Genomic DNA, 20,486 nt, shown 5'->3' with positions numbered 1-20,486 from the left:
TAATCAATATGAAATTATTAAAATACGTTTTATTAATAGGGATTTGTTTTATATCAACTATAAATCTTATAGCCAACAACTCCCCTATTCAATCTTCTATTAAATCCCCCATTAAATTACCTATTCAGTGGAAAACAACTAATTTAAAATTTACTAATAGTAAAGTTGGTGATACTTTAAATTTGGTTTTTAAAGCAACTATGAAAAATGATTTTTATATGTATGCTACGGGTTTTTCGTGTAGTCAAGGTCCTATTCCTACCACCTTAAAATTGACAGGAAAAGGTTTTAAAACCATCGGAAATTTACAATCTATTGGAGCACATCCTAAATTAGATAAAGACTGGAATTGTAATATGATAATTTTTGACAAAGAAGTACTGCTTAGTCAAAAAATAGTAATCACTAAAAACAATCAACTATTAAATTATAAACTAAAATATTTTACCTGTAAAACAAATGATAGTTGTATCCCTGGTAAAAAGTATGGGAAAATAGTTATAGGAAATCCTATTGATAAAATAGAAAGTGGCGTTATCTCTAAAAAAACGGCTTCTAAATCAGTAATTGATAAAGTTGTATCATCAGAAGAAAAATCATCAAAAAAAGAACAGAAAAAATCTTGGATATTGTACTTACTTACCGCTTTTATGGCAGGATTGTTAACGGTTTTTATGCCTTGTATATTTCCACTAATGCCAATGACGGTAAGTTATTTTTCAAAAGGAAATAAAAGCAGGTTAGAAACCATAAAAAAAGCATTTATATACGGTTTAAGCATTGTTATTATTTATACCGCACTTGCTATTTTACCAAGTCTTCTTTTAGGTAGTGACCGTGTAAATAATTGGATAAGTACGCATTGGTTACCAAATATTTTGTTCTTTTTAGTATTCGTACTTTTTGGATTGTCTTTCTTAGGAGCTTTCGAATTAAAACTTCCGTATAAATGGGCAAATAAAGCTGATAATTTATCGGAAAAAGGAGGTTATTTAGGACTTTTCTTTATGGCACTTACTCTTATTATTGTTTCTTTTTCATGTACAGGACCTTTTATCAGTAGTATTCTTATTCTTTCTTCAAAAGGAGGTATTAGTATAAAACCTTTTCTAGGGATGCTTTCGTATTCTATTGGTTTTGCCTTACCTTTTGTATTGTTAGCATTAACACCTCAATTATTATCTAAATTACCTAAATCTGGTGCTTGGATGAATACAATTAAAGTATTTTTCGGAATATTAGAATTAGGTTTATCGCTTAAATTTTTAAGTAATATTGATTTAGTTTATGGCTGGGGATTTTTAGATAGAAGTACTTTTTTAACCATATGGGCAGTACTTAGTTTGCTTTTAGCCTTTTATTTATTAGGTTTTATTAAATTTTCTCATGATGATGATACGCCTATAAAATTATCCGTAGGTAGGTTTTTAATGGCTACTTTTATTTTATTTAGCACTATTTATTTTATAACTGGTATTTTTGATAGACCCGTAAATGCTTTGAGTGGTTTAATACCTCCTAAAGTTAATAATTATAACACAACAGCTAGTAAAAATAATTTATGTGAAACTCCTTTATATTCTAGTTATTTACATTCACCCGCAGGTTTTAATGGATATTTCGATTTAGAACAAGCCAAAAAATGTGCTAAAAAACAAGGCAAAATGCTTTTAATTGATTTTACAGGGCATGGATGCGCTAACTGCCGAAAAATGGAAGATACTATTTGGGTACAACCTAACGTAAAATCTGAAATTGAAAGTAACTATATAGTTGTATCATTATATGTTGATGATAAACACGAATTGCCTAAAAAAGACCATTTAAAAGATTTAGCAGGCTATGATATTACCACAGTAGGTGAAAAGAATTTATTTTTAGAAAAATCATTATTTAATGAAGTTTCTCAACCGCTCTATGTTACTTATAATCCTCTTACTGATAAAGCTATCAGTAAAATTGGCTATACAAGTGATGTTAATGAATTTGTAAGTTTTTTAACTAAAAAAAATACTGATTAAAATTTAAAAATCTTCTAACCAAACTATTATTTATAACAACAAAAAACCACAAGATAATCTTGTGGTTTTTTTTAGTATCAATTTATATCAACTATATTTTACGCATTTTATCTATTAAATAAAAATCAGCTAAAACCAACGCAGATAACGCCTCTACAATTGGTACAGCTCTTGGTACAACACAAGGGTCGTGACGACCTTTTCCTTGAATCTCAGTTAATTCACCATCAGAATTTATAGTTTGCTGATTTGTCATAATCGTAGCCACAGGTTTAAAAGCTACACGAAAATACACGTCCATTCCGTTTGAAATTCCTCCTTGAATTCCTCCTGATAAATTAGATTCTGTTGTTCCATCTTGATTAAAAACATCGTTATGTTCAGAACCTTTCATTTTAGCACCACAAAATCCGCTACCAAATTCAAAACCTTTTACAGCATTTATTGAAAGCATTGCTTTTCCTAATTCGGCGTGTAATTTATGAAAAATAGGTTCTCCTAATCCAACAGGCATATTTTGAATAACACAAGTTATTGTTCCGCCAATGGTATCACCAGCTTTTCGGATTTCATGAATTTTAGCAATCATTATCTCTGCTGATTTTTCATCAGGACAACGAACAATATTACTTTCAATTTTAGAAAAATCTAACTCTTGATATGGTTTATCAATAAAAATATCACCTACTGATGATGTAAATGCATCAATAGTAATATGTTTTATCAGTTGTTTTGCTAATGCTCCAGCAACTACCCAATTTGCAGTTTCACGTGCCGAAGTACGTCCTCCACCTCTATAATCTCTAATTCCGTATTTTTTATCATATGTATAATCGGCGTGTGACGGACGATATATGTTGGTATTATGATTATAATCTTTACTTTTCTGATTGGTATTTTTAATCATAAAACCAATAGAAGTACCTGTTGTTTTTCCTTCAAAAATTCCTGATAAAAATTCAACAGTATCAGGTTCTTTACGCTGAGTTACAATTTTAGATTGCCCAGGTTTACGACGGTCTAATTCTTGTTGAATAGCCTCAAAATCGACCTCCATTCCTGCAGGAAAACCATCAATAACGCCACCTATTGCCGTTCCGTGCGATTCACCAAAAGTGGTTACTTTTAATATATTTCCAAATGAATTAAACATGCTTCTTAATTTTAAAACGAAAGTAATTTAAAAATTATAATTCTCTTAATGAAAAATGTAAAAACTAATTAAGTATGTATAAATATAACAGTAATACTACCTTTTGTGTATTGCTATAAATTTAAAAACACTTATTTTTTAACGCTTCAAAAATTATTTAAAATATAACTTACTGATACCTAAAAAAATACACTATAAAAAATCAAATAATAAACATTTCAATAAAAATAATAGGTTTTTTATTTTTCAGAACTGAAAAAAGATTGTAAATTTGCAACCGCATTTAGATTTATTTAAATGTCTGTCTGGAGAAATGGCAGAGTGGTCGAATGCGGCGGTCTTGAAAACCGTTGTACTGCAAGGTACCGGGGGTTCGAATCCCTCTTTCTCCGCAAAACCGAAACATTTAGTTGTTTCGGTTTTTTTTGTGCTGATTTTTATGAAAAAAAAGTAATATATTTTTACGCATTACTTTAAAAATAGAACGAATCACGAAAGTAATATTATCTAAAATATTTTAAAATAAAAACGTTAATAAAACATTTAATATCTAAAAAAGTTATATATTTGCAACCGCATTCAGATTTATTTTGAATGTCTGTCTGGAGAAATGGCAGAGTGGTCGAATGCGGCGGTCTTGAAAACCGTTGTACTGCAAGGTACCGGGGGTTCGAATCCCTCTTTCTCCGCAAAACCGGAACATTTAGTTGTTTCGGTTTTTTTTATGCTCTTTTATTTTTAATAACTTAGCTTAGCTCATATTATATAAAGCCAAATATATTATGTCCTTTTTACTGATTATTTTCTTATTATTTATAATATCTCTATTTTTTGCTATTAAATTAAAAGCATCAGCAGGTAGTATTATTACTGCTATCATTCATTTAATTGCTTTTATTCCTTTTCTGTTTTGTTTGCTAATTAGCGCTGAATACAACATAGCCATAGACCCAATGGATGGAGGCTACACTCCTCTTGGGCAAAAACATATGCTCACTGTTTTTGTCTTTTATATATTATATGTTGTTTCTAAAATTTTAATTTGGAAAAAAAGTAAAACACTACCACCACTTACTTGGGCTATTACAAGTGTTTTTGTAGTTATTGGTATTATTTTAAATATTTTTATCATCCTTCAAACATCGTATTCAAATGATATGTTTGAATTCAATTACGACCCGCTTATTAATACCTCAACAAATCATAATACAATAACCTTGTTTTTATTTTATCCGCTAATATCTAGTATTAGTGCTATTTACATATTAGCTAAAAGCTTTAATATTATTGCTAATCATTTTAATGAGTATCAATACCAAAACCCCACGCTAAATTATTTACATAAAATACTTTTCAAAATAAAATCGTATCCATTAATTATTTTACTATTAATTTTTCCTGTTTTTTTTATAATAACCATCATTTTAATGCTATTCGGACAAGACTCTGATAGCATGATAAAAGTATTTACTGATACCACAACTTGGCGTTTTTCACAACAATCACACCCACCAGCATTAGATCATAAAGGGCATTATTTATGTACTGTTGCAGCACGAGGAAACCCAAGTATTGTAAAACCGATAAGAATAGGAAAAAGACACGGAAAACCAATTGTAATAAATAGGCAATTAATGATTGCAAATGCTTTTGAAGATATTATTCAAGTTAACTACCCGAAAACACATAATTTTATTCGTAAAAATTATGATACTTATGGCTATAATTTATCCAAAGTTATAAACACGCCTTTCAAATCTGATGTAACTTATATACTAATGAAACCTCTGGAATGGTTATTTATTATTTTCCTATATTTATTTTGCACGAAGCCAGAAGAACTAATCAAAAGACAATATAAAAATTGAAAAATACAGCAATAGAAATAAAACAAATTACCGCAACTAAAACACTTGAAATTCGTCATAAAGCAATGTGGGCAAATAAACCTATTGCCTATGTTAAATTACCTAACGATGAAAACGGAACACATTTTGGTTTGTTTGTAAATGATGAAATAACTGCTGTAATTTCGTTGTTTATAGCCAATAATGAAGCTCAATTTCGAAAATTTGCAACTTTAACAGAATTCCAAGGACTTGGATACGGAACAATACTATTAAATAAAGTTATAGATTTTACAAAGGAAGAAGGCATCAAAAAAATATGGTGTAATGCTAGGGTAGAAAAATCAAAATTTTATGAAAAATTCAATTTAAAAGCAACAAATAATAAATTTGAAAAAGATGGGATTGAATATGTTATTATGGAAAGATATTTTTGTAATTAAAATGCATAAAAAAAGCTACATTACTTATGTAATATAGCTTTTTCAAATAATGATAAATTTGTTATGTTACTTCTTAAAAAGTTTAGCACTACCTTTAAAACCTTTTATTGCTATTTTAGGTTCTCCATATATTTGTATTTTACTCTTATCCTGAGCATATAAAATTAAATTTTTTCCTGCATATATAGAAGCATCTGCACTCCCTGAAGTATATACATCTAGCTCAGAAATTTTCATTTCCTTTGCTTTCATATCAGCAGCTTCTTTTAAACTAAAGCTTGCTTTTTTAGCTTCTCCTTCTAAACTTAAATCGGCTGAATTCATTAATTTAGCGGTAACATTATCGGCTAAAACATGAGCCTCTAGCCTTGCTTTATCCGACATTAAAAAAGTGGTGTTCGTTGCTTTTATTTTTAACGCCCCCTTTGATTTTCCAAGCATATTTACAGTAACTTCTTCCGCTTTTATATCTAATTCAAACTCACTTAAATTATAACTATCAATATGCATTACTTTTGAATTAAATACTCCTTCTCCTTTTATTTTAGCACCATTTTTTAAGGTGATTTTTTCAAGTTTTACAAAATCTAATGCTATTTTAAGTTTTTTACTCCTTGCTATTTTATGTGTTGTTGCAATTTTAAGAACACTGTCTATTACTACAAAATTAATAACTTCGTGTAAATTTTTATCCGTAGTTAATACATAACTGTTTTTAGCAGCCTGATTTATACTTAGCTCTAAAGCATCGTCAATTTCAATTTTATAAAACGCTTTATCAATAGATTTACTCGTTGTTATTACCTGTTTATTTCCTTTAATTTTCTGTTTATCCTGAGCAAGTAATACGGTACTAATCATTACTGAAAATACGACTAAAATTATTTTTTTCATGGTATTAATTTTAAATTATAGTTAACGGTTATTAAAACCATATTTAAGACCCCTAAACCATCAGTAAGTCACTAGTTATACACTTAATTTAGCTTAGCGACTTTTTAAAAATTTAATAAACTATCAGTTCGAGTGATTTTTTTCCCTCAATTCCTATTAGTCATTAAAATCACTCGAATTGACAATAATCGTCTTAAAAAGAGAATAACCACGGTAAATCAGGCTCTTAATCCTCATAAAAAAAACCTAGCGCTTTTACACACTAGGTTTATATTGACTTTAAATATTTTTTACGCTTTCAAAAACAAATTTACCTTCTCCTTTTTTTGTTTTTAGGAGCGCTGTATTTTTTAGTTTCTTTCGCTTCCGTTTTAGAACCACCGTTATTTTGGCTTTCCTTTGCGTTTACGCTAGGGGTTCTATAATTTTTATTTTTACGTTGATTAAAAGGCACTTTTTCATCCAATTGATTTTTAGTCCTTTTTGTATCTCTTGTATTTTTTACAGCCGTTTTTGGCGATCGGTAATTTTTACTTTTTCGCTTATTAAAAGGAACGGCATCATCAAAGGTATTTTTAGTATCTTTTGCACCTGTATTCTTTTTCCACGAATTATTTTCTGGTAATAATTTTTTAAGTAAATCTGTTCGTCCTACTTTGTTCAGCGTATTACGAATCCAATCTTTATTTTCTTTTTTATACCAAAAGAAAAATCGATGTTGATCTTCCTTTTCCTTGGCTGTTTTCGGTGTTTTTGTTGGTTTTAACGTATAAGGATGATATCCGCTGTAATAAATTACGGTAGCCACAGTCATTGGCGTAGGTGTAAAACCTTGTACTTGCTCCAACTGAAAGCCTAAATCTTTTGTTTCGGCAGCTAAATTAGCCATATCTTCATCTTCACACGCTGGGTGGCTTGAGATAAAATAAGGAATTAGTTGTAATTTTAATTTCTTTTTGATGTTAATGCGATCAAATCGTTCTTTAAACATATGAAAATATTTAAATGAAGGTTTACGCATTAATTTTAAAACAGGATCAGAAGTATGTTCTGGTGCTACTTTTAAACGTCCAGAAACATGATTCGTCATTACCTCTTCTGTGTAGGCATCTAACTCTTTTGGGTCTGCATTTTTATTGAATTCAGGAACCAACATATCATGTCGAATTCCACTTCCAATAAATGATTTTTTTATCTTCGGATGCGCATCAACAGCTTTATAAAGGTCTGTTAATGGTTTATGCGAAGTATCTAAATTACTACAGATTACTGGCGAAATACAAGAAGGCGCCACACATTTATCACAAATAGATTGCACTTTTCCTTTCATCTGATACATATTCGCAGATGGCCCACCAATATCAGATAAATATCCTTTAAAGTCATCCATTTTAGTAACGGTATCGACTTCTTTTAATACCGATTCTTGACTACGACTAGCAATAAATTTTCCTTGATGCGCAGAAATTGTACAAAAACTACATCCTCCAAAACATCCACGGTGAATATTTATCGAAAATTTAATCATTTCAAACGCAGGAATTGGTCCACGTTTATCGTATTTTGGATGCGGTAATCGTGTAAAAGGCAAATCAAAAGAAGCATCAATTTCTCCTTCCGTCATTGTTGCACACGGTGGATTAATCATTAGTTTTTTATTCCCAACCTTTTGAAAAATACGACGTGCATATAATTTATTCGACTCCTGCTCTATTACTTTAAAGTTCGATGCAAATGTTTTTTTATCCTTCAAACAAGCCTCGTGAGAATTAATTTCTACATCCTCCCAATTTTTATTCTTTGGAACATCTTCATGCTCATCAATAAGAACAGCGGTTTGTTTTATCGTTTTTAAACTCGAAAACGGCACCCCTTTTTGCAACAACTCTACAATTTCTCGCAAAGGTTGCTCTCCCATTCCGTACACCAACATATCTGCTTTAGAAGTTTCTAAAATAGTTGGTAATAATTTATCTGACCAATAATCATAATGCGTAACACGACGCAATGAAGCCTCGATACCACCAATTAAAACTGGAGTGTCAGGGAATTTTTCTTTTAATATTTTTGAATATACGGATGTTGCATAATCAGGTCGAAACCCTTTATCACCATTTGGTGTATATGCGTCTTTATCTCTACGGCGTTTACTAGCCGTATAATTACTCACCATTGGATCCATACATCCGCCCGTTACTCCAAAGAATAAACGAGGTTTTCCTAATTTCTCAAAATCTTGTAAATTATCATTTACACTAGGTTGTGGTACAATTGCTACTCGCAAACCATAACTTTCTAGTATTCGTCCTATTACTGCCGGACCAAATGATGGGTGATCTACATATGCATCTCCACTGAAGAGAATTACATCTAATTCTTCCCATCCTCTTAACTTAACCTCCTTATTTGTAGTCGGTAACCAATCTGAAACTCGTCTTATTCCCATGCCGCTGCAAAGGTACAACGTTTTTTACTGATATTACAATTCTTAAAAGGATGTTAAATATGCTACAATAGTGTAACATTTGGGTAATAATGAATACTTATGCACTATTATTTAAATCTATAAAAAAATTATTATGAAAAAAATTATACTCGGAGTTATTTCCTTAATCTTATTAGCAAGTTGTTCCACCTATAAATCGGTTCAAAACAAGGCTCAAACTATTGCTGTAAATATTGATTTAAATACCGTTGTTGATGATAAAATAATGATTGTAATAAATCCGAAGAAAATAAAAAAAGAAACAATAATTTATAACATTCCTGCAATTGTTCCTGGAACCTATGCAATGAGTAATTACGGAAAATTTGTTTCTCAATTTAAAGCAGTTGATTATAACGGAAAAGAATTATCAGTTAAAAAACTAAACGAAAATTCTTGGCAAATTAACAATGCTAAGAATATGGATAAAATATCGTATTTGGTTGATGATACTTTTGATTCAAAAAAAGACCATAAAATTTATGTAATGGCGGGTACGAATATTGAAGAAGGAAAAAATTTCTTATTAAATTTACCTGGTTTTATTGGGTATTTTAATGATAAAAAAGAATTGCCTTATGAGATTTCTATCACGCATCCTACTCATTTATATGAAACCTCATCATTAATCAATAAAAATACGTCAAAAACTGATAACAGTAAAGATGTGTTTTTAGCGCCTCGATATGATGAAATTTCAGACAATCCAATTATGTATGCGCCACTTAATAACGTGAGTTTTACGGTGAACGGAATTGAAGTGAATTTAGCTATTTACTCGCCTAACAACACGCACAAAGCAACCGATTTAAAGGAAGCTTTAAAAACTATGATGACCGCACAAACTAACTTTTTAAAGGGTTTTGAAACTACAAACGAATACAATGTATTAGTCTATTTATTTGATCCTGAAATGTATAAATTTCAAGGATACGGAGCTTTAGAACATAGGTCTTCTACAACGGTAGTCTATCCTGAAACAATGAGCAAAGAACAATTTGCAAGCAATATGATTAACGGAACAGTATCCCACGAATTTTTCCATATTGTATCGCCGTTATCGGTTCATTCTGAAGAAATTCATTCTTTTGATTTTAACCAAGCAAAAATGTCGGAACATTTATGGATGTACGAAGGAATGACCGAATATTTTGCCAATCTTTTTCAGGTGAATCAAGGTTTAATTTCTGAGGATGAATTTATTAATGAAATGAATTCAAAAATTACTTCTTCATTAAATTATAACGATGCCATGTCTTTTACCAAAATGAGTAAAAACATTTTAGAACCTAAATATGCTAAAAACTACAATAATGTGTATCAAAAAGGTGCATTAATAGGTATGTGTTTGGATATTATTTTAAGAGAAGAAAGCAACGGAACATACGGAGTTCGAAATATAATGTTAGATTTATCTAAAAAATACGGAAAAAATAAAGCTTTTAAAGATGAAAATATCATTGCTGAAATCGTAAAAATGACCTACCCTTCGGTTGGCGAATTTTTCAAAAATCATGTACAAGGAGCTACGCCAATTAATTACGCTACTTATTTTGAAAAAGTGGGGGTTAAAAACCAAACAAAAACAGAAAATTCAGCCTATTTTATCGACTCAAAAGGACAGCCTTTTATTTCTGTAAATAGTAATAAAAAAGTATTTTTTACCATCAGAACAAACTCAGCATTAACCGCTTTAGGTATTAAAGCTGGCGATGTTTTAGAAAGTGTTAATAATAAAAAAATATCATTAGAAAACATTCGTCCTATTTTAGGAAAGACAATGCAATGGAAAGAAGGTGATAAAATAATGATGGAAGTTACTAGAAACGGAAAACTTTTAAAATTATCAGCAAATTACACACAGCCAACTACTAAAAGTACTGGTTTAGTTCTTGAAAAATTATCTGCGGATAACAAAAAAGTAATTTTAAGAAACGCTTGGTTAAAAAACTAAATTCAACATTATGATAAAAAAAACACTCACAAAACTACTTCTTATTGTTGTTTTTATAAGCTTTTCATCCGAAGTAAATGCACAATGGTTCAAAAAGAAAAAGAATAAAAAAGAAATAAGCACGGCAAAACCAAAACCTGATAAAGATGCTATAAAACCATACGAAAAAATCGTTACGAAAAAACATATCACGGATAACGGATTATTTAAAGTTCATCAAAAAGAGCAAGAGTATTTGTTCGAAATTCCTGATTCGTTACTTAATCGTGAAATGTTAATGGTAACTCGAATTGCTAAAACAGCTAGCGGTATCGGTTTTGGTGGCGGAAAACAAAACACACAAGTACTACGTTGGCAAAAAAAGCAAAAAAATATTTTACTAAAAGTTGTTTCGTATGATGTCGTAGCAGATACCTTGCTTCCTGTTCATAAAGCCGTGGTAAACTCTAACTTTGAGCCAATTTTATACTCTTTTCCTATAAAAGCGTTTAGCAAAGATTCAACAGCAACAGTTATTGATGTTTCTTCTTTATTTAAAACCGATGTAAAAGCGATTGGTTTTCCTCAAAGAAGCAGAAAAGAATACAAAATTTCTAAAATGGATGCAAAGCGCTCTTATATTGAACGCATTAGCAGTTATCCTAAAAATATTGAAGTTCGACACGTAAAAACCTACGTTTCTAGCGCCGCACCCGCTAATAAAAGTGTTGGTGCTATTTCAATGGAATTGAGTAATTCAATGATTTTATTACCTAAAAAACCAATGAAACGCCGTTATTTTGATCAGCGTGTAGGATGGTTTGCCAGGTCGCAAACTGATTACGGTTTAGACGCTCAAAAAAGTAAATCAGTAAAATATCTTGACAGATGGCGTTTAGAAGTTAAAGAACAAGACCTTGAAAAATTCAACAATGGTGAATTGGTTGAACCTAAAAAACAAATTGTTTATTATATTGATGATGCCACTCCAAAACAATGGCGTAAATACATCAAACAAGGAATAAATGATTGGCAAGTAGCCTTTGAAGCCGCTGGTTTTAAAAATGCAATTATCGCAAAAGATGCGCCTACAAAGCAAGAAAACCCTGATTGGAGCCCTGAAGATGTACGTTATTCTGTGGTGCGTTATTTAGCATCGCCAATTCCGAATGCCAACGGTCCTCATGTAAGCGACCCTCGTTCTGGAGAAATTTTAGAATCGGATGTTAACTGGTATCATAATGTAATGACTTTACTGCACGATTGGTATTTTATTCAAACTGCCGCTATAAATCCTGATGCTAGAAGCATGGAATTTAAAGAAGAAACTATGGGGCGTTTAATTCGTTTTGTTTCGTCTCACGAAGTTGGGCACACCCTTGGATTGCCTCATAATATGGGAAGTTCAGTAGCCTATCCTGTTGACTCTTTACGTTCGGCAAGCTTTACTAAAAAATACGGAACAGCACCTTCAATTATGGATTATGCTCGTTTTAATTACATCGCGCAGCCTGAAGATAAAGGCGTTGCTTTAATGCCAAATATTGGGCTTTACGATAAATATGCCATCAGTTGGGGATACCGTCCAATAGTAAATACATCGGCTAAAGACGAAAAGAAAACCTTAAATAAATGGATTCTTGACAAAGCAGATAATCCTATTTATAGATTCGGACATCAGCAAGTTGTAAATGTTATCGACCCGAGTTCACAAACAGAAGATTTAGGTGATGATGCTATAAAAGCAAGTGCTTATGGTATTAAAAACCTACAACGTATTTTACCAAATTTAGAAAAATGGACGACTAAAGATGGCGAAAATTACGACGAATTAAAAACCATGTACACCCAATTGTTATGGCAATTTAATCGATATATGGGACACGTAAGTTCTAATATTGGTGGTGTTTACGAAAACTACAAAACTGCAAATCAAGATGGCGCTGTATATACACACGTTCCTAAAAATCATCAAAAAAATGCTTTAAAATTTGTAAACGAGCAATTATTTGAAACGCCAACTTGGTTATTAGATAAAAATATTTTTGATAAAGTACAATTTTCTGGAGCCGATAAACGTATTGGCGAATTGCAAGAAAGAACCTTAAATCGTATTTTAAAAACGGGTAGAATGGCACGTTTAATCGAAAACGAAACTTTAAACGGAGCAAAATCTTACACGCTTGTAAATATGATGCAAGATTTACGCAAAGGAATTTGGAGCGAACTATACACCAATAAATCCATTGATGCATATCGTAGAAATTTACAACGTGCCTATTTAGATCGTTTAGATTTTTTATTAAACAAAGCTAAAAATCAAAAAGGAACAAATAACGGAGGATATTTTAAACAAACGGCGGTAAATATTAGCCAATCGGATATAAAACCTGTTGTTAGAGGCGAATTAAAACATTTAAAAAGAGATACAAAAAGAGCTTTAAGTGTTGCTAAAAACAACATTTCTCGTTATCATTTACAAGATATTTTAGATAGAATCGACACAATTTTAGATCCTAAATAAACTAAAAATAATAAAAATGATTTGAAGCAATTTCCCGCTTTCCGCACTCGCTTTTTTTATTTTTTCGAAAAGAAAAATAAAAAAGAGCTCAAACAATTGCTTCAATCGGGGCTAGAAATTTTTACACTTTAAAAAAATATAATATTTTAAAATGTAAATTATATTTTTTAGTAACAATTTTATAGAAGTTGTATATAATCAGGTTTTTAAAATCTGTTTTAATACAACTTCTTTTATTTATATTTACTTCCTAAATAACCAAACCGCATGAAAATATTTATTAAATTATCCTTATTTTTTCTACTTGTAATAAGTAGTTGTACGCCAAAAAGCACGACTAAAATATCCGAAGAAAAAACACCTGTAAAAAGTACTTATGTAAAAGACAACTTCACTAAAAAAGAAGTGAAAATTACCATGAGAGATGGCGCAAAATTACATACCACTATTTACTCGCCAAAAGACACATCAAAAACATATCCGATTTTATTACAACGAACTCCGTATAGTTGTCGTCCTTACGGAAAAGATACTTTTAAAACTAAAATAGCTCCTAATCCTATTTTAATGAAAGAAGGAAATATTATTGTGTATCAAGATGTTCGTGGTCGTTGGATGAGCGAAGGCGTTTACGACAATATGCGTGCTTACATTCCTAATAAAACAGCCAAACAAACCGATGAAACTAGCGATACTTTTGATACGATTGATTGGTTAGTTAAAAACACCGCCAATAATAATGGAAACGTTGGAACTTGGGGAACTTCATATCCTGGGCATTATGCAACTATTTCAACAATTGATGCGCATCCTGCATTAAAAGCATCTTCGCCACAGGCTTGTATTGGCGATTTCTTTTTTGATGATTTTCATCATAATGGCGCATTTTTACTAAGTTATTTTAATGCGATTCCATTATTCGGAACTTATAAAGACCAACCTACAGATTCTTCTTGGTATTCTTTTCCGAAGATGAAAACAAAAGACCAATATCAGTTTTTTTTAGACAAAGGTCCTTTAAAAAATTTAAACGAATATTTTCAATATGATAAATTAGATGCTAAAATTGCTTCTAAAACTAGCAACGATAAAAACAAAATTGATGATTTTTTCTGGAAAGAAATCGTAGAACACCCAAATTACGATAGCGTTTGGCAAAGCAAAGGAATTATTCAACATTTAAACAAAGTTCCTTCAACAGTAGCAACTATGATTGTTGGTGGATTGTTTGATGCCGAAGATTTATACGGTCCTTTAGAAACCTATAAAAATATTGAAAAACATCAACCAAATAATTACAATACCTTAGTTTTTGGTCCTTGGGATCACGGCGGATGGTCTCGAAATAAAGTAGCCAATAAAGTTGGAAACTATTATTTTGGAGATTCTATTTCGCTTAATTTTCAGAAAAATATCGAAACGAAGTTTTTCAATCATTTCTTAAAAGGAAACGGTTCAAAAAATAGTGGATTACCAGAAGCTTATGTTTTTGATTCAGGAAAAAAACAATGGAAATCATACGATGTTTGGCCTCCAAAAAACACAAAAAAGCAGTCATTTTTCTTATCAGAAAATCAAGAATTAACTGCGGATAAAAAGAAAACTAAAAAAGGGAATTCAAAAACAACATTTGTAAGTGATGTTAAACATCCTGTTCCTTATTCACAAGATATAAAAACAGTTTTCACACCAAGAAAATACATGACCGACGATCAGCGTTTTGCGGCACGAAGACCTGATGTATTGGTTTTTCAAACGGATATTTTAACTGAAGATTTCACTTTAGCTGGAGATATTTTAGCAAAATTAAAAGTAGCCACCACAGGTTCAGCAGCTGATTGGGTTGTAAAAGTTATTGATGTGCATCCTTCGGATATCAAAAATGATAATAAAGATATGCAAACGCATTTAAAGCTGAGTAATTATCATATGATGGTTCGTAGTGAGGTGATGCGTGGGCGTTTTAGAAACAGTTTTTCAAAGCCTGAACCGTTTACTCCAAACAAAAAAACAGCTGTAAATATTAAATTACAAGATGTTTTTCACACCTTTAAAAAAGGACATAAATTACAAATTCAAGTGCAAAGCACCTGGTTTCCTTTAATCGATTTGAATCCGCAAACCTATGTAGATAATATTTATAAAGCCGATAAAAAAGATTTTAAAACACAAACACATACTGTTTTTTCAGACTCTAGTATTGAGTTTTCTGTGTTGGAATAATCAATTTAAAACACTCATTTTTTAAGCAAACCTCGTAATTTATTTCGAGGTTTTGTTTTTTTGTTTAGTTAGTTTTTATGTAGGTAATTATTAATTAACTTAGCTTCTAAAAAATTATGACCAAAAATTTATATATTAAAGATGAAGTTGTTTTGTGTACATATATCGCTAGATATGGAAAAAAAGAAATCGATGAAATTGATATTCAAAAAATAACAAACCGCTCAGTAGCTTCTATAAAAATGAAAATACAAAATATTACTTCAATGTTAGATGAAGAAGGTTTTGATACAAGTCCTAATATTTCTAAATTAACAGGTAAACCACAAGGTTTAAAAGGAAGAAAAACTAATTGGGATATTGTAAGTAATTTAACCAAACTAACTAAAAATGATTTTTTAGTTAAATGTGAAAATATAATTTCAAATCAAGTAAAAACTATTTAATCCTTTATAATATAACTACAACAACTCCAAAAAATCACTTCTATCAATTTCACGAGCACCTAAACTTTCTAGGTGTTCGTTATGAACTTGGCAATCTATTAATTTATATCCACAGTTTTTAGCCAAATGAATAAACGCAACTTTACTCATATTACTCGCTTTGCTAAACATACTTTCTCCACAAAAAACACCATTTTTTAAATCGACACCATACAAACCTGCAACTAAAATATCATCTTGCCAAACTTCTATCGATTTTGCAATTCCTTTATCATGTAAATTAATATAGGCATTTTCCATATCATCAGTAATCCAAGTTCCTAATTGGTCTTCTCTGTGAATATGACGGCAATTAAAAATTACCTCACGAAATGCTTTATTTTCTGTAATTACAAAATTCTCTTTTCGTAAAACCTGTTTCATCGATTTTGAAACTCTCACCTGATCAGGAAATAAAACCATGCGCTGTGGTGGCGCATACCAAACAATTGGCTCGCCTTCATTAAACCATGGAAAAATTCCATTTTTGTAAGCAAACTCCAAACGTTCTGCCGATAAATCGCCGCCAAATGCCAAAATACCTTCTTCATTTGCAAATTCATACGGCGGAAATACTATTTCTTCAGGTAACCAAATCATCTAAAAAACACTTATAAATATTAATAAACACCACAAATATAGTGTAGTTATCAACAGTAAAAATCAAAAAACAAGAACCTTCAGATGATTTTCTTATTTTTTAAACAAGTACTTGTCAAAATAAGAAGCTATCTATTAAAATCTATATTATTTTGCATAATTTTGCAAAATGGTAAAAGAACTTCAACTACGCGTTAATTTAATAGAAGAAAAGAAAACTGATATTTTAAAACAGAAAGCTTCTCGAAAATTAGGAATCGCTATTTCAGAGATAACTACGGTAAAAGTATTGCGTAAATCTATTGATGCACGTAAAAAAGAAATTATTTTCAATTACAAAGTAGCCGTATATATTAATGAAAATTTGCCAGAAAAACCTGAATATGTTTTTGAATATCAAGACGTTTCGAATGCCAAAGAAATTCATATTATTGGTTTTGGCCCTGCGGGAATGTATGCAGCACTTCGTTGTATTGAATTAGGATACAAACCGATTGTGTTAGAACGTGGGAAAAATGTGCAAGATCGTCGTAGAGATTTACGTGCTATTAATCAAGAGCATTTTGTAAATGAAGATTCTAATTACTGTTTTGGTGAAGGTGGTGCTGGAACATATTCTGATGGAAAATTGTATACCCGAAGCTTAAAACGTGGCGATGTTCGAAGAATATTCGAAAACCTTGTATATCATGGAGCTACAGAAGAAATTTTAATTGATGCACATCCACATATCGGAACTAATAAACTGCCAAAAATTATTGAAAATATTCGTGAAAATATTTTGAAATATGGTGGCGAAATTCATTTTGATACCCGTGTAACCGATTTTGTGATTAAAAGTAGTAAAATACAAGCAATTCGATTAAAAAATAAAAGCAATAGTGAAAACGAAATGACCGTTAATTCAGTGATTTTAGCAACAGGACATTCTGCAAGAGATATTTATGAACTCCTTGACCGAAAGAATATTCTATTAAAAGCAAAATCATTCGCAATGGGCGTTCGTGTAGAGCATCCGCAGGAAATTATTGACCAAATTCAATACAGCTGTTCAGGACAAAGAGATGAATTATTACCTCCCGCCGCATATAGTTTGGTGCAACAAGTAAACGATAGAGGCGTATATTCATTTTGTATGTGCCCTGGCGGATTTATTGTACCAGCAGCAACTGCAAACGGAGAAATTGTAGTAAACGGAATGTCACCTTCTCGTAGAAATAACAAATTTGCTAATTCAGGAATTGTTGTTGAAATTAATATCGATAAAGACCTTTATAAATACGAAAAATATGGTGCGCTAAAAGGACTTCAATATCAAAAAGATTTAGAAAAATTAGCCTTTAATGCTGGCGGAAAAACACAAGCCGCTCCCGCACAACGTTTAACAGATTTTGTAGAAGGTAAATTCTCATCAAGCTTAAATGAAACTTCGTATCAACCAGGTTTAACATCAGCACCATTACACTCGCTACTTCCAAAATTTATCGGAAGCAGATTGCGAAAAGGTTTTGATGCTTTTGGTAAAAAAATGAACGGATATTATACCGAACAAGCAAATATTATTGGCGTAGAATCTCGTACCTCATCGCCAGTGAATATCCCTAGAAAATTAAACCTAGAACATCCTGAAATTCAAGGATTATTTCCTTGCGGAGAAGGTGGCGGATATGCTGGTGGAATCGTATCGGCAGCAATGGACGGAGAACGTTGTGCTGAAGCCGCTATCGCTAACTTATAATTAACGATATTTGTTTGATTTATCTGTAATTACCTCGTATTTTTGTATCTTGAATAAGAGAATTGGAATCTAATAAATGAACGTGAAAAAAATCAGAAAAAAAAAGAAAAATAAACCACATGTTGAGCGTTTGCATAATTATTATCATCGCACAGGGTTTTATATGTTTATTTGGGAAAGCTTAAAAAAAGCTTTTTGGCCAATCGTAATTGCTGTAATAGGCGTGTTTTTATTCAATAAATACGTGTACAATATCAATGACGGCTTACAACTAATAACCGAAACTTTTTCAACACTCGGAATCCTAATTACCTTCTATATTTCTGAAACAATATTAGGCTTAATTCCACCAGAAATTTTTATTGCTTGGTCGAAAAAAACAAGCAATCCAATTGTTATTTTAATAATTTTAGCAACCTTATCGTATCTTGGGGGATTAACCGCCTATTTTATAGGAAGAGCAGCTTTAAAAATAAATTCTGTACGAAATTATTTAGAAGTTAAAATGGCTAAAAACTTGAAAAATACCAGTAAATGGGGAGGGATTTTAATTTTAGTCGGTGCATTATTACCATTGCCTTTTGCAATTAGTTGCTTAACCGCAGGAATGATTAAATATCCTTTTAAAAATGTCGTTATTTTTGGATTATTTCGTTTCTTACGTTTCGCTATCTATGCTTGGGCTATTTTTAGCATCGTGAATTAAACGTTTAAAAATAAACATCAAAATATAAAATTACACAAATTCATATAAATTTACACGAAATTATGGGAGGCTTATCAAACAACGATATATTTAAAAAACTACGAGTAGCACACAAATTACGTGATACCGATATTGTTGAAATTTGTGCTTTAGTCGATTTTAAAGTTTCTAAAGGAGAATTAGGAGCGCTTTTCAGAAATGAAGAACACCCTAAATACATGGAATGTGGTGACCAAATTCTTCGAAATTTCTTAAACGGATTAATTATTCATCTAAGAGGTCCGATGCCTGCAAAGAAAAAAGTCGAACCTGAAAAATCGAAATAAAGTACACAGAATAAACACAAAAATAAAGCATAAAAAAACCTTCTAAATATTTAGAAGGTTTTTTTATTTTGGGAGACTTTATAATGCTTGTTACATTTTAAATTAACTAGCGTTTTTATATTTTTGAAGTGTCTTTACTTTTTTATCGCGTATTGAAATAGTTGAATTATCATTATGATAAATCATTTCAAAATCATTTTTTAACGCTTTAAACATAACATTGAAATTTTTGTATCCATATATTTTTGAATCAAAGTTTGCATCTAGTTTTCGAACCGATTCAACAAATTGACTCAATAAAACAACGCCATTTTCTTGCTCAATCATTGAGAAAGCCCATCGAAGAAAATTGATATCTATTTTTATAGTTTTTTTAGATTTCTTATTCTTTTTAGATTTTCTTCTTGATTTTTCCTTTAACTTTTCTTTTAAATTTGCTTTAGAACTTCCTTTAGAACTTACTTTTACGTTCGATTTTACATTATTTTTTTTGACGGTTAGTGTAATGCTTTTCTCCAGTTTTTTAGCTGCTTTTTTAGCTGAAATTTCCATCAATTTATCTATTGAAGGATCTTCTTTAAACGATTCTGTAAAAGTGAAAATATCACATGCATTTACAAATGATTTTGGTGTTTGTTCTTTACCGATTCCAATAACAGTTAATCCACTTTCACGTATTCTGCTGGCTAATCCTGTAAAATCACTATCGCTTGAAACAATACAAAAAGCGTCTATTTTTTGTTGATGTAATATATCCATCGCATCAATAACCAGTGCGATATCAGTGGCATTTTTACCTGTTGTGTGTGCAAATTCTTGAATCGGTTTTATAGAAAAAGTATTTAATACATCTTTCCAGTTTTTCAAATGTACGTTCGACCAATCGCCATATATTCTTTTGATGCTGATTTTTCCGTATTTTGATGTTTCCGATATGATATTTTCTAAATATTTAGCTTGGGCATTATCACCATCAATTAACATGGCTATATTCATCTTTTTATTTTCCATAAACTATCCTATTTAATTTTCAATCAATCTACAAATCAAACTATAAAAGTTCTTTAAATTTAAACTATCATATTGTTAAAAAAATGTGATTAATCAT

At 30.8% G+C, this 20,486-nt stretch carries 15 protein-coding genes and 2 tRNA genes; 12 read left to right on the top strand and 5 right to left on the bottom strand.

What is annotated here, in order from left to right; genetic code table 11:
* The first annotated feature begins 8 nt into the window (after window positions 1–8).
* The gene (locus L0U72_RS01830) at window positions 9–2,021 is read left to right on the top strand and encodes a protein-disulfide reductase DsbD family protein (RefSeq protein WP_233898255.1); all 2,013 of its coding nucleotides are present in this window, start codon (window positions 9–11) and stop codon (window positions 2,019–2,021) included.
* Window positions 2,022–2,112: 91 nt separating this feature from the next.
* On the opposite strand, the gene aroC is transcribed toward L0U72_RS01830, so the two are convergent.
* The gene (aroC, locus tag L0U72_RS01825) at window positions 2,113–3,174 is read right to left on the bottom strand and encodes a chorismate synthase (RefSeq protein WP_233898254.1); all 1,062 of its coding nucleotides are present in this window, start codon (window positions 3,172–3,174) and stop codon (window positions 2,113–2,115) included.
* A gap of 307 nt (window positions 3,175–3,481) precedes the next feature.
* On the opposite strand from aroC, the gene L0U72_RS01820 reads away from it, so the two are divergent.
* The 4 genes from L0U72_RS01820 (at window position 3,482) to L0U72_RS01805 (ending at window position 5,464) form a co-directional block, all read left to right on the top strand.
* Window positions 3,482–3,566 (top strand) — tRNA-Ser (locus tag L0U72_RS01820).
* A 212-nt stretch (window positions 3,567–3,778) separates the two neighbouring features.
* Window positions 3,779–3,863: transfer RNA gene (locus L0U72_RS01815), tRNA-Ser, on the top strand.
* 93 nt (window positions 3,864–3,956) lie between these two features.
* A complete protein-coding gene (locus L0U72_RS01810; protein WP_233898253.1) occupies window positions 3,957–5,042 on the top strand; it encodes a DUF6688 domain-containing protein in 1,086 nt (361 codons plus the stop codon).
* Window positions 5,039–5,464 (top strand): GNAT family N-acetyltransferase, encoded by a 426-nt coding sequence (locus tag L0U72_RS01805; RefSeq protein WP_233898252.1) that lies wholly within the window; start codon window positions 5,039–5,041, stop codon window positions 5,462–5,464. The genes L0U72_RS01810 and L0U72_RS01805 overlap by 4 nt, the downstream gene beginning before the upstream one ends.
* Window positions 5,465–5,530: 66 nt before the next feature.
* On the opposite strand, the gene L0U72_RS01800 is transcribed toward L0U72_RS01805, so the two are convergent.
* Window positions 5,531–6,358 carry a GIN domain-containing protein gene (locus L0U72_RS01800; RefSeq protein WP_233898251.1) on the bottom strand — a complete coding sequence of 276 codons (828 nt, stop codon included), beginning with the start codon at window positions 6,356–6,358 and terminating at the stop codon, window positions 5,531–5,533.
* 310 nt (window positions 6,359–6,668) lie between these two features.
* Entirely contained in the window at window positions 6,669–8,804 is a 2,136-nt protein-coding gene (locus tag L0U72_RS01795) for a YgiQ family radical SAM protein (RefSeq protein WP_233898250.1), read from the bottom strand.
* 133 nt (window positions 8,805–8,937) lie between these two features.
* On the opposite strand from L0U72_RS01795, the gene L0U72_RS01790 reads away from it, so the two are divergent.
* The 4 genes from L0U72_RS01790 to L0U72_RS01775 all read left to right on the top strand — a co-directional run bounded on the left by L0U72_RS01790 (window position 8,938) and on the right by L0U72_RS01775 (window position 15,969).
* Window positions 8,938–10,797 carry a M61 family metallopeptidase gene (locus L0U72_RS01790; RefSeq protein WP_233898249.1) on the top strand — a complete coding sequence of 620 codons (1,860 nt, stop codon included), beginning with the start codon at window positions 8,938–8,940 and terminating at the stop codon, window positions 10,795–10,797.
* A gap of 10 nt (window positions 10,798–10,807) precedes the next feature.
* Complete coding sequence (locus tag L0U72_RS01785) at window positions 10,808–13,300, top strand: zinc-dependent metalloprotease (RefSeq protein ID WP_233898248.1); 2,493 nt, start codon at window positions 10,808–10,810, stop codon at window positions 13,298–13,300.
* Between the two features lie 267 nt (window positions 13,301–13,567).
* Window positions 13,568–15,523, top strand: coding sequence for a CocE/NonD family hydrolase (locus L0U72_RS01780; protein ID WP_233898247.1), 1,956 nt, complete (start codon window positions 13,568–13,570; stop codon window positions 15,521–15,523).
* A gap of 116 nt (window positions 15,524–15,639) precedes the next feature.
* On the top strand, window positions 15,640–15,969 hold the full coding sequence (locus L0U72_RS01775; protein WP_233896969.1) for a hypothetical protein: 330 nt from the start codon (window positions 15,640–15,642) through the stop codon (window positions 15,967–15,969).
* A 15-nt stretch (window positions 15,970–15,984) separates the two neighbouring features.
* Here the strand turns inward: L0U72_RS01775 and aat are convergent, their stop codons facing one another.
* Window positions 15,985–16,608, bottom strand: coding sequence for a leucyl/phenylalanyl-tRNA--protein transferase (gene aat / locus L0U72_RS01770; protein ID WP_233898246.1), 624 nt, complete (start codon window positions 16,606–16,608; stop codon window positions 15,985–15,987).
* A gap of 169 nt (window positions 16,609–16,777) precedes the next feature.
* On the opposite strand from aat, the gene L0U72_RS01765 reads away from it, so the two are divergent.
* The 3 genes from L0U72_RS01765 (at window position 16,778) to L0U72_RS01755 (ending at window position 19,378) form a co-directional block, all read left to right on the top strand.
* On the top strand, window positions 16,778–18,346 hold the full coding sequence (locus L0U72_RS01765; protein WP_233883943.1) for an NAD(P)/FAD-dependent oxidoreductase: 1,569 nt from the start codon (window positions 16,778–16,780) through the stop codon (window positions 18,344–18,346).
* 76 nt (window positions 18,347–18,422) lie between these two features.
* On the top strand, window positions 18,423–19,052 hold the full coding sequence (locus L0U72_RS01760) for a YqaA family protein (RefSeq protein ID WP_101917937.1): 630 nt from the start codon (window positions 18,423–18,425) through the stop codon (window positions 19,050–19,052).
* Window positions 19,053–19,114: 62 nt separating this feature from the next.
* On the top strand, window positions 19,115–19,378 hold the full coding sequence (locus L0U72_RS01755) for a DUF1456 family protein (RefSeq protein WP_101917938.1): 264 nt from the start codon (window positions 19,115–19,117) through the stop codon (window positions 19,376–19,378).
* A 102-nt stretch (window positions 19,379–19,480) separates the two neighbouring features.
* Here L0U72_RS01755 and L0U72_RS01750 read toward each other — a convergent pair whose 3' ends face one another.
* The gene (locus tag L0U72_RS01750; protein WP_233898245.1) at window positions 19,481–20,389 is read right to left on the bottom strand and encodes an NYN domain-containing protein; all 909 of its coding nucleotides are present in this window, start codon (window positions 20,387–20,389) and stop codon (window positions 19,481–19,483) included.
* Between the last annotated feature and the right edge of the window lie 97 nt (window positions 20,390–20,486).

The organism is Tenacibaculum piscium, from assembly GCF_021390755.1.
GTDB classification, from domain to species: domain Bacteria; phylum Bacteroidota; class Bacteroidia; order Flavobacteriales; family Flavobacteriaceae; genus Polaribacter; species Polaribacter piscius.
This window is presented reverse-complemented; position numbering and strand designations above follow the sequence as displayed.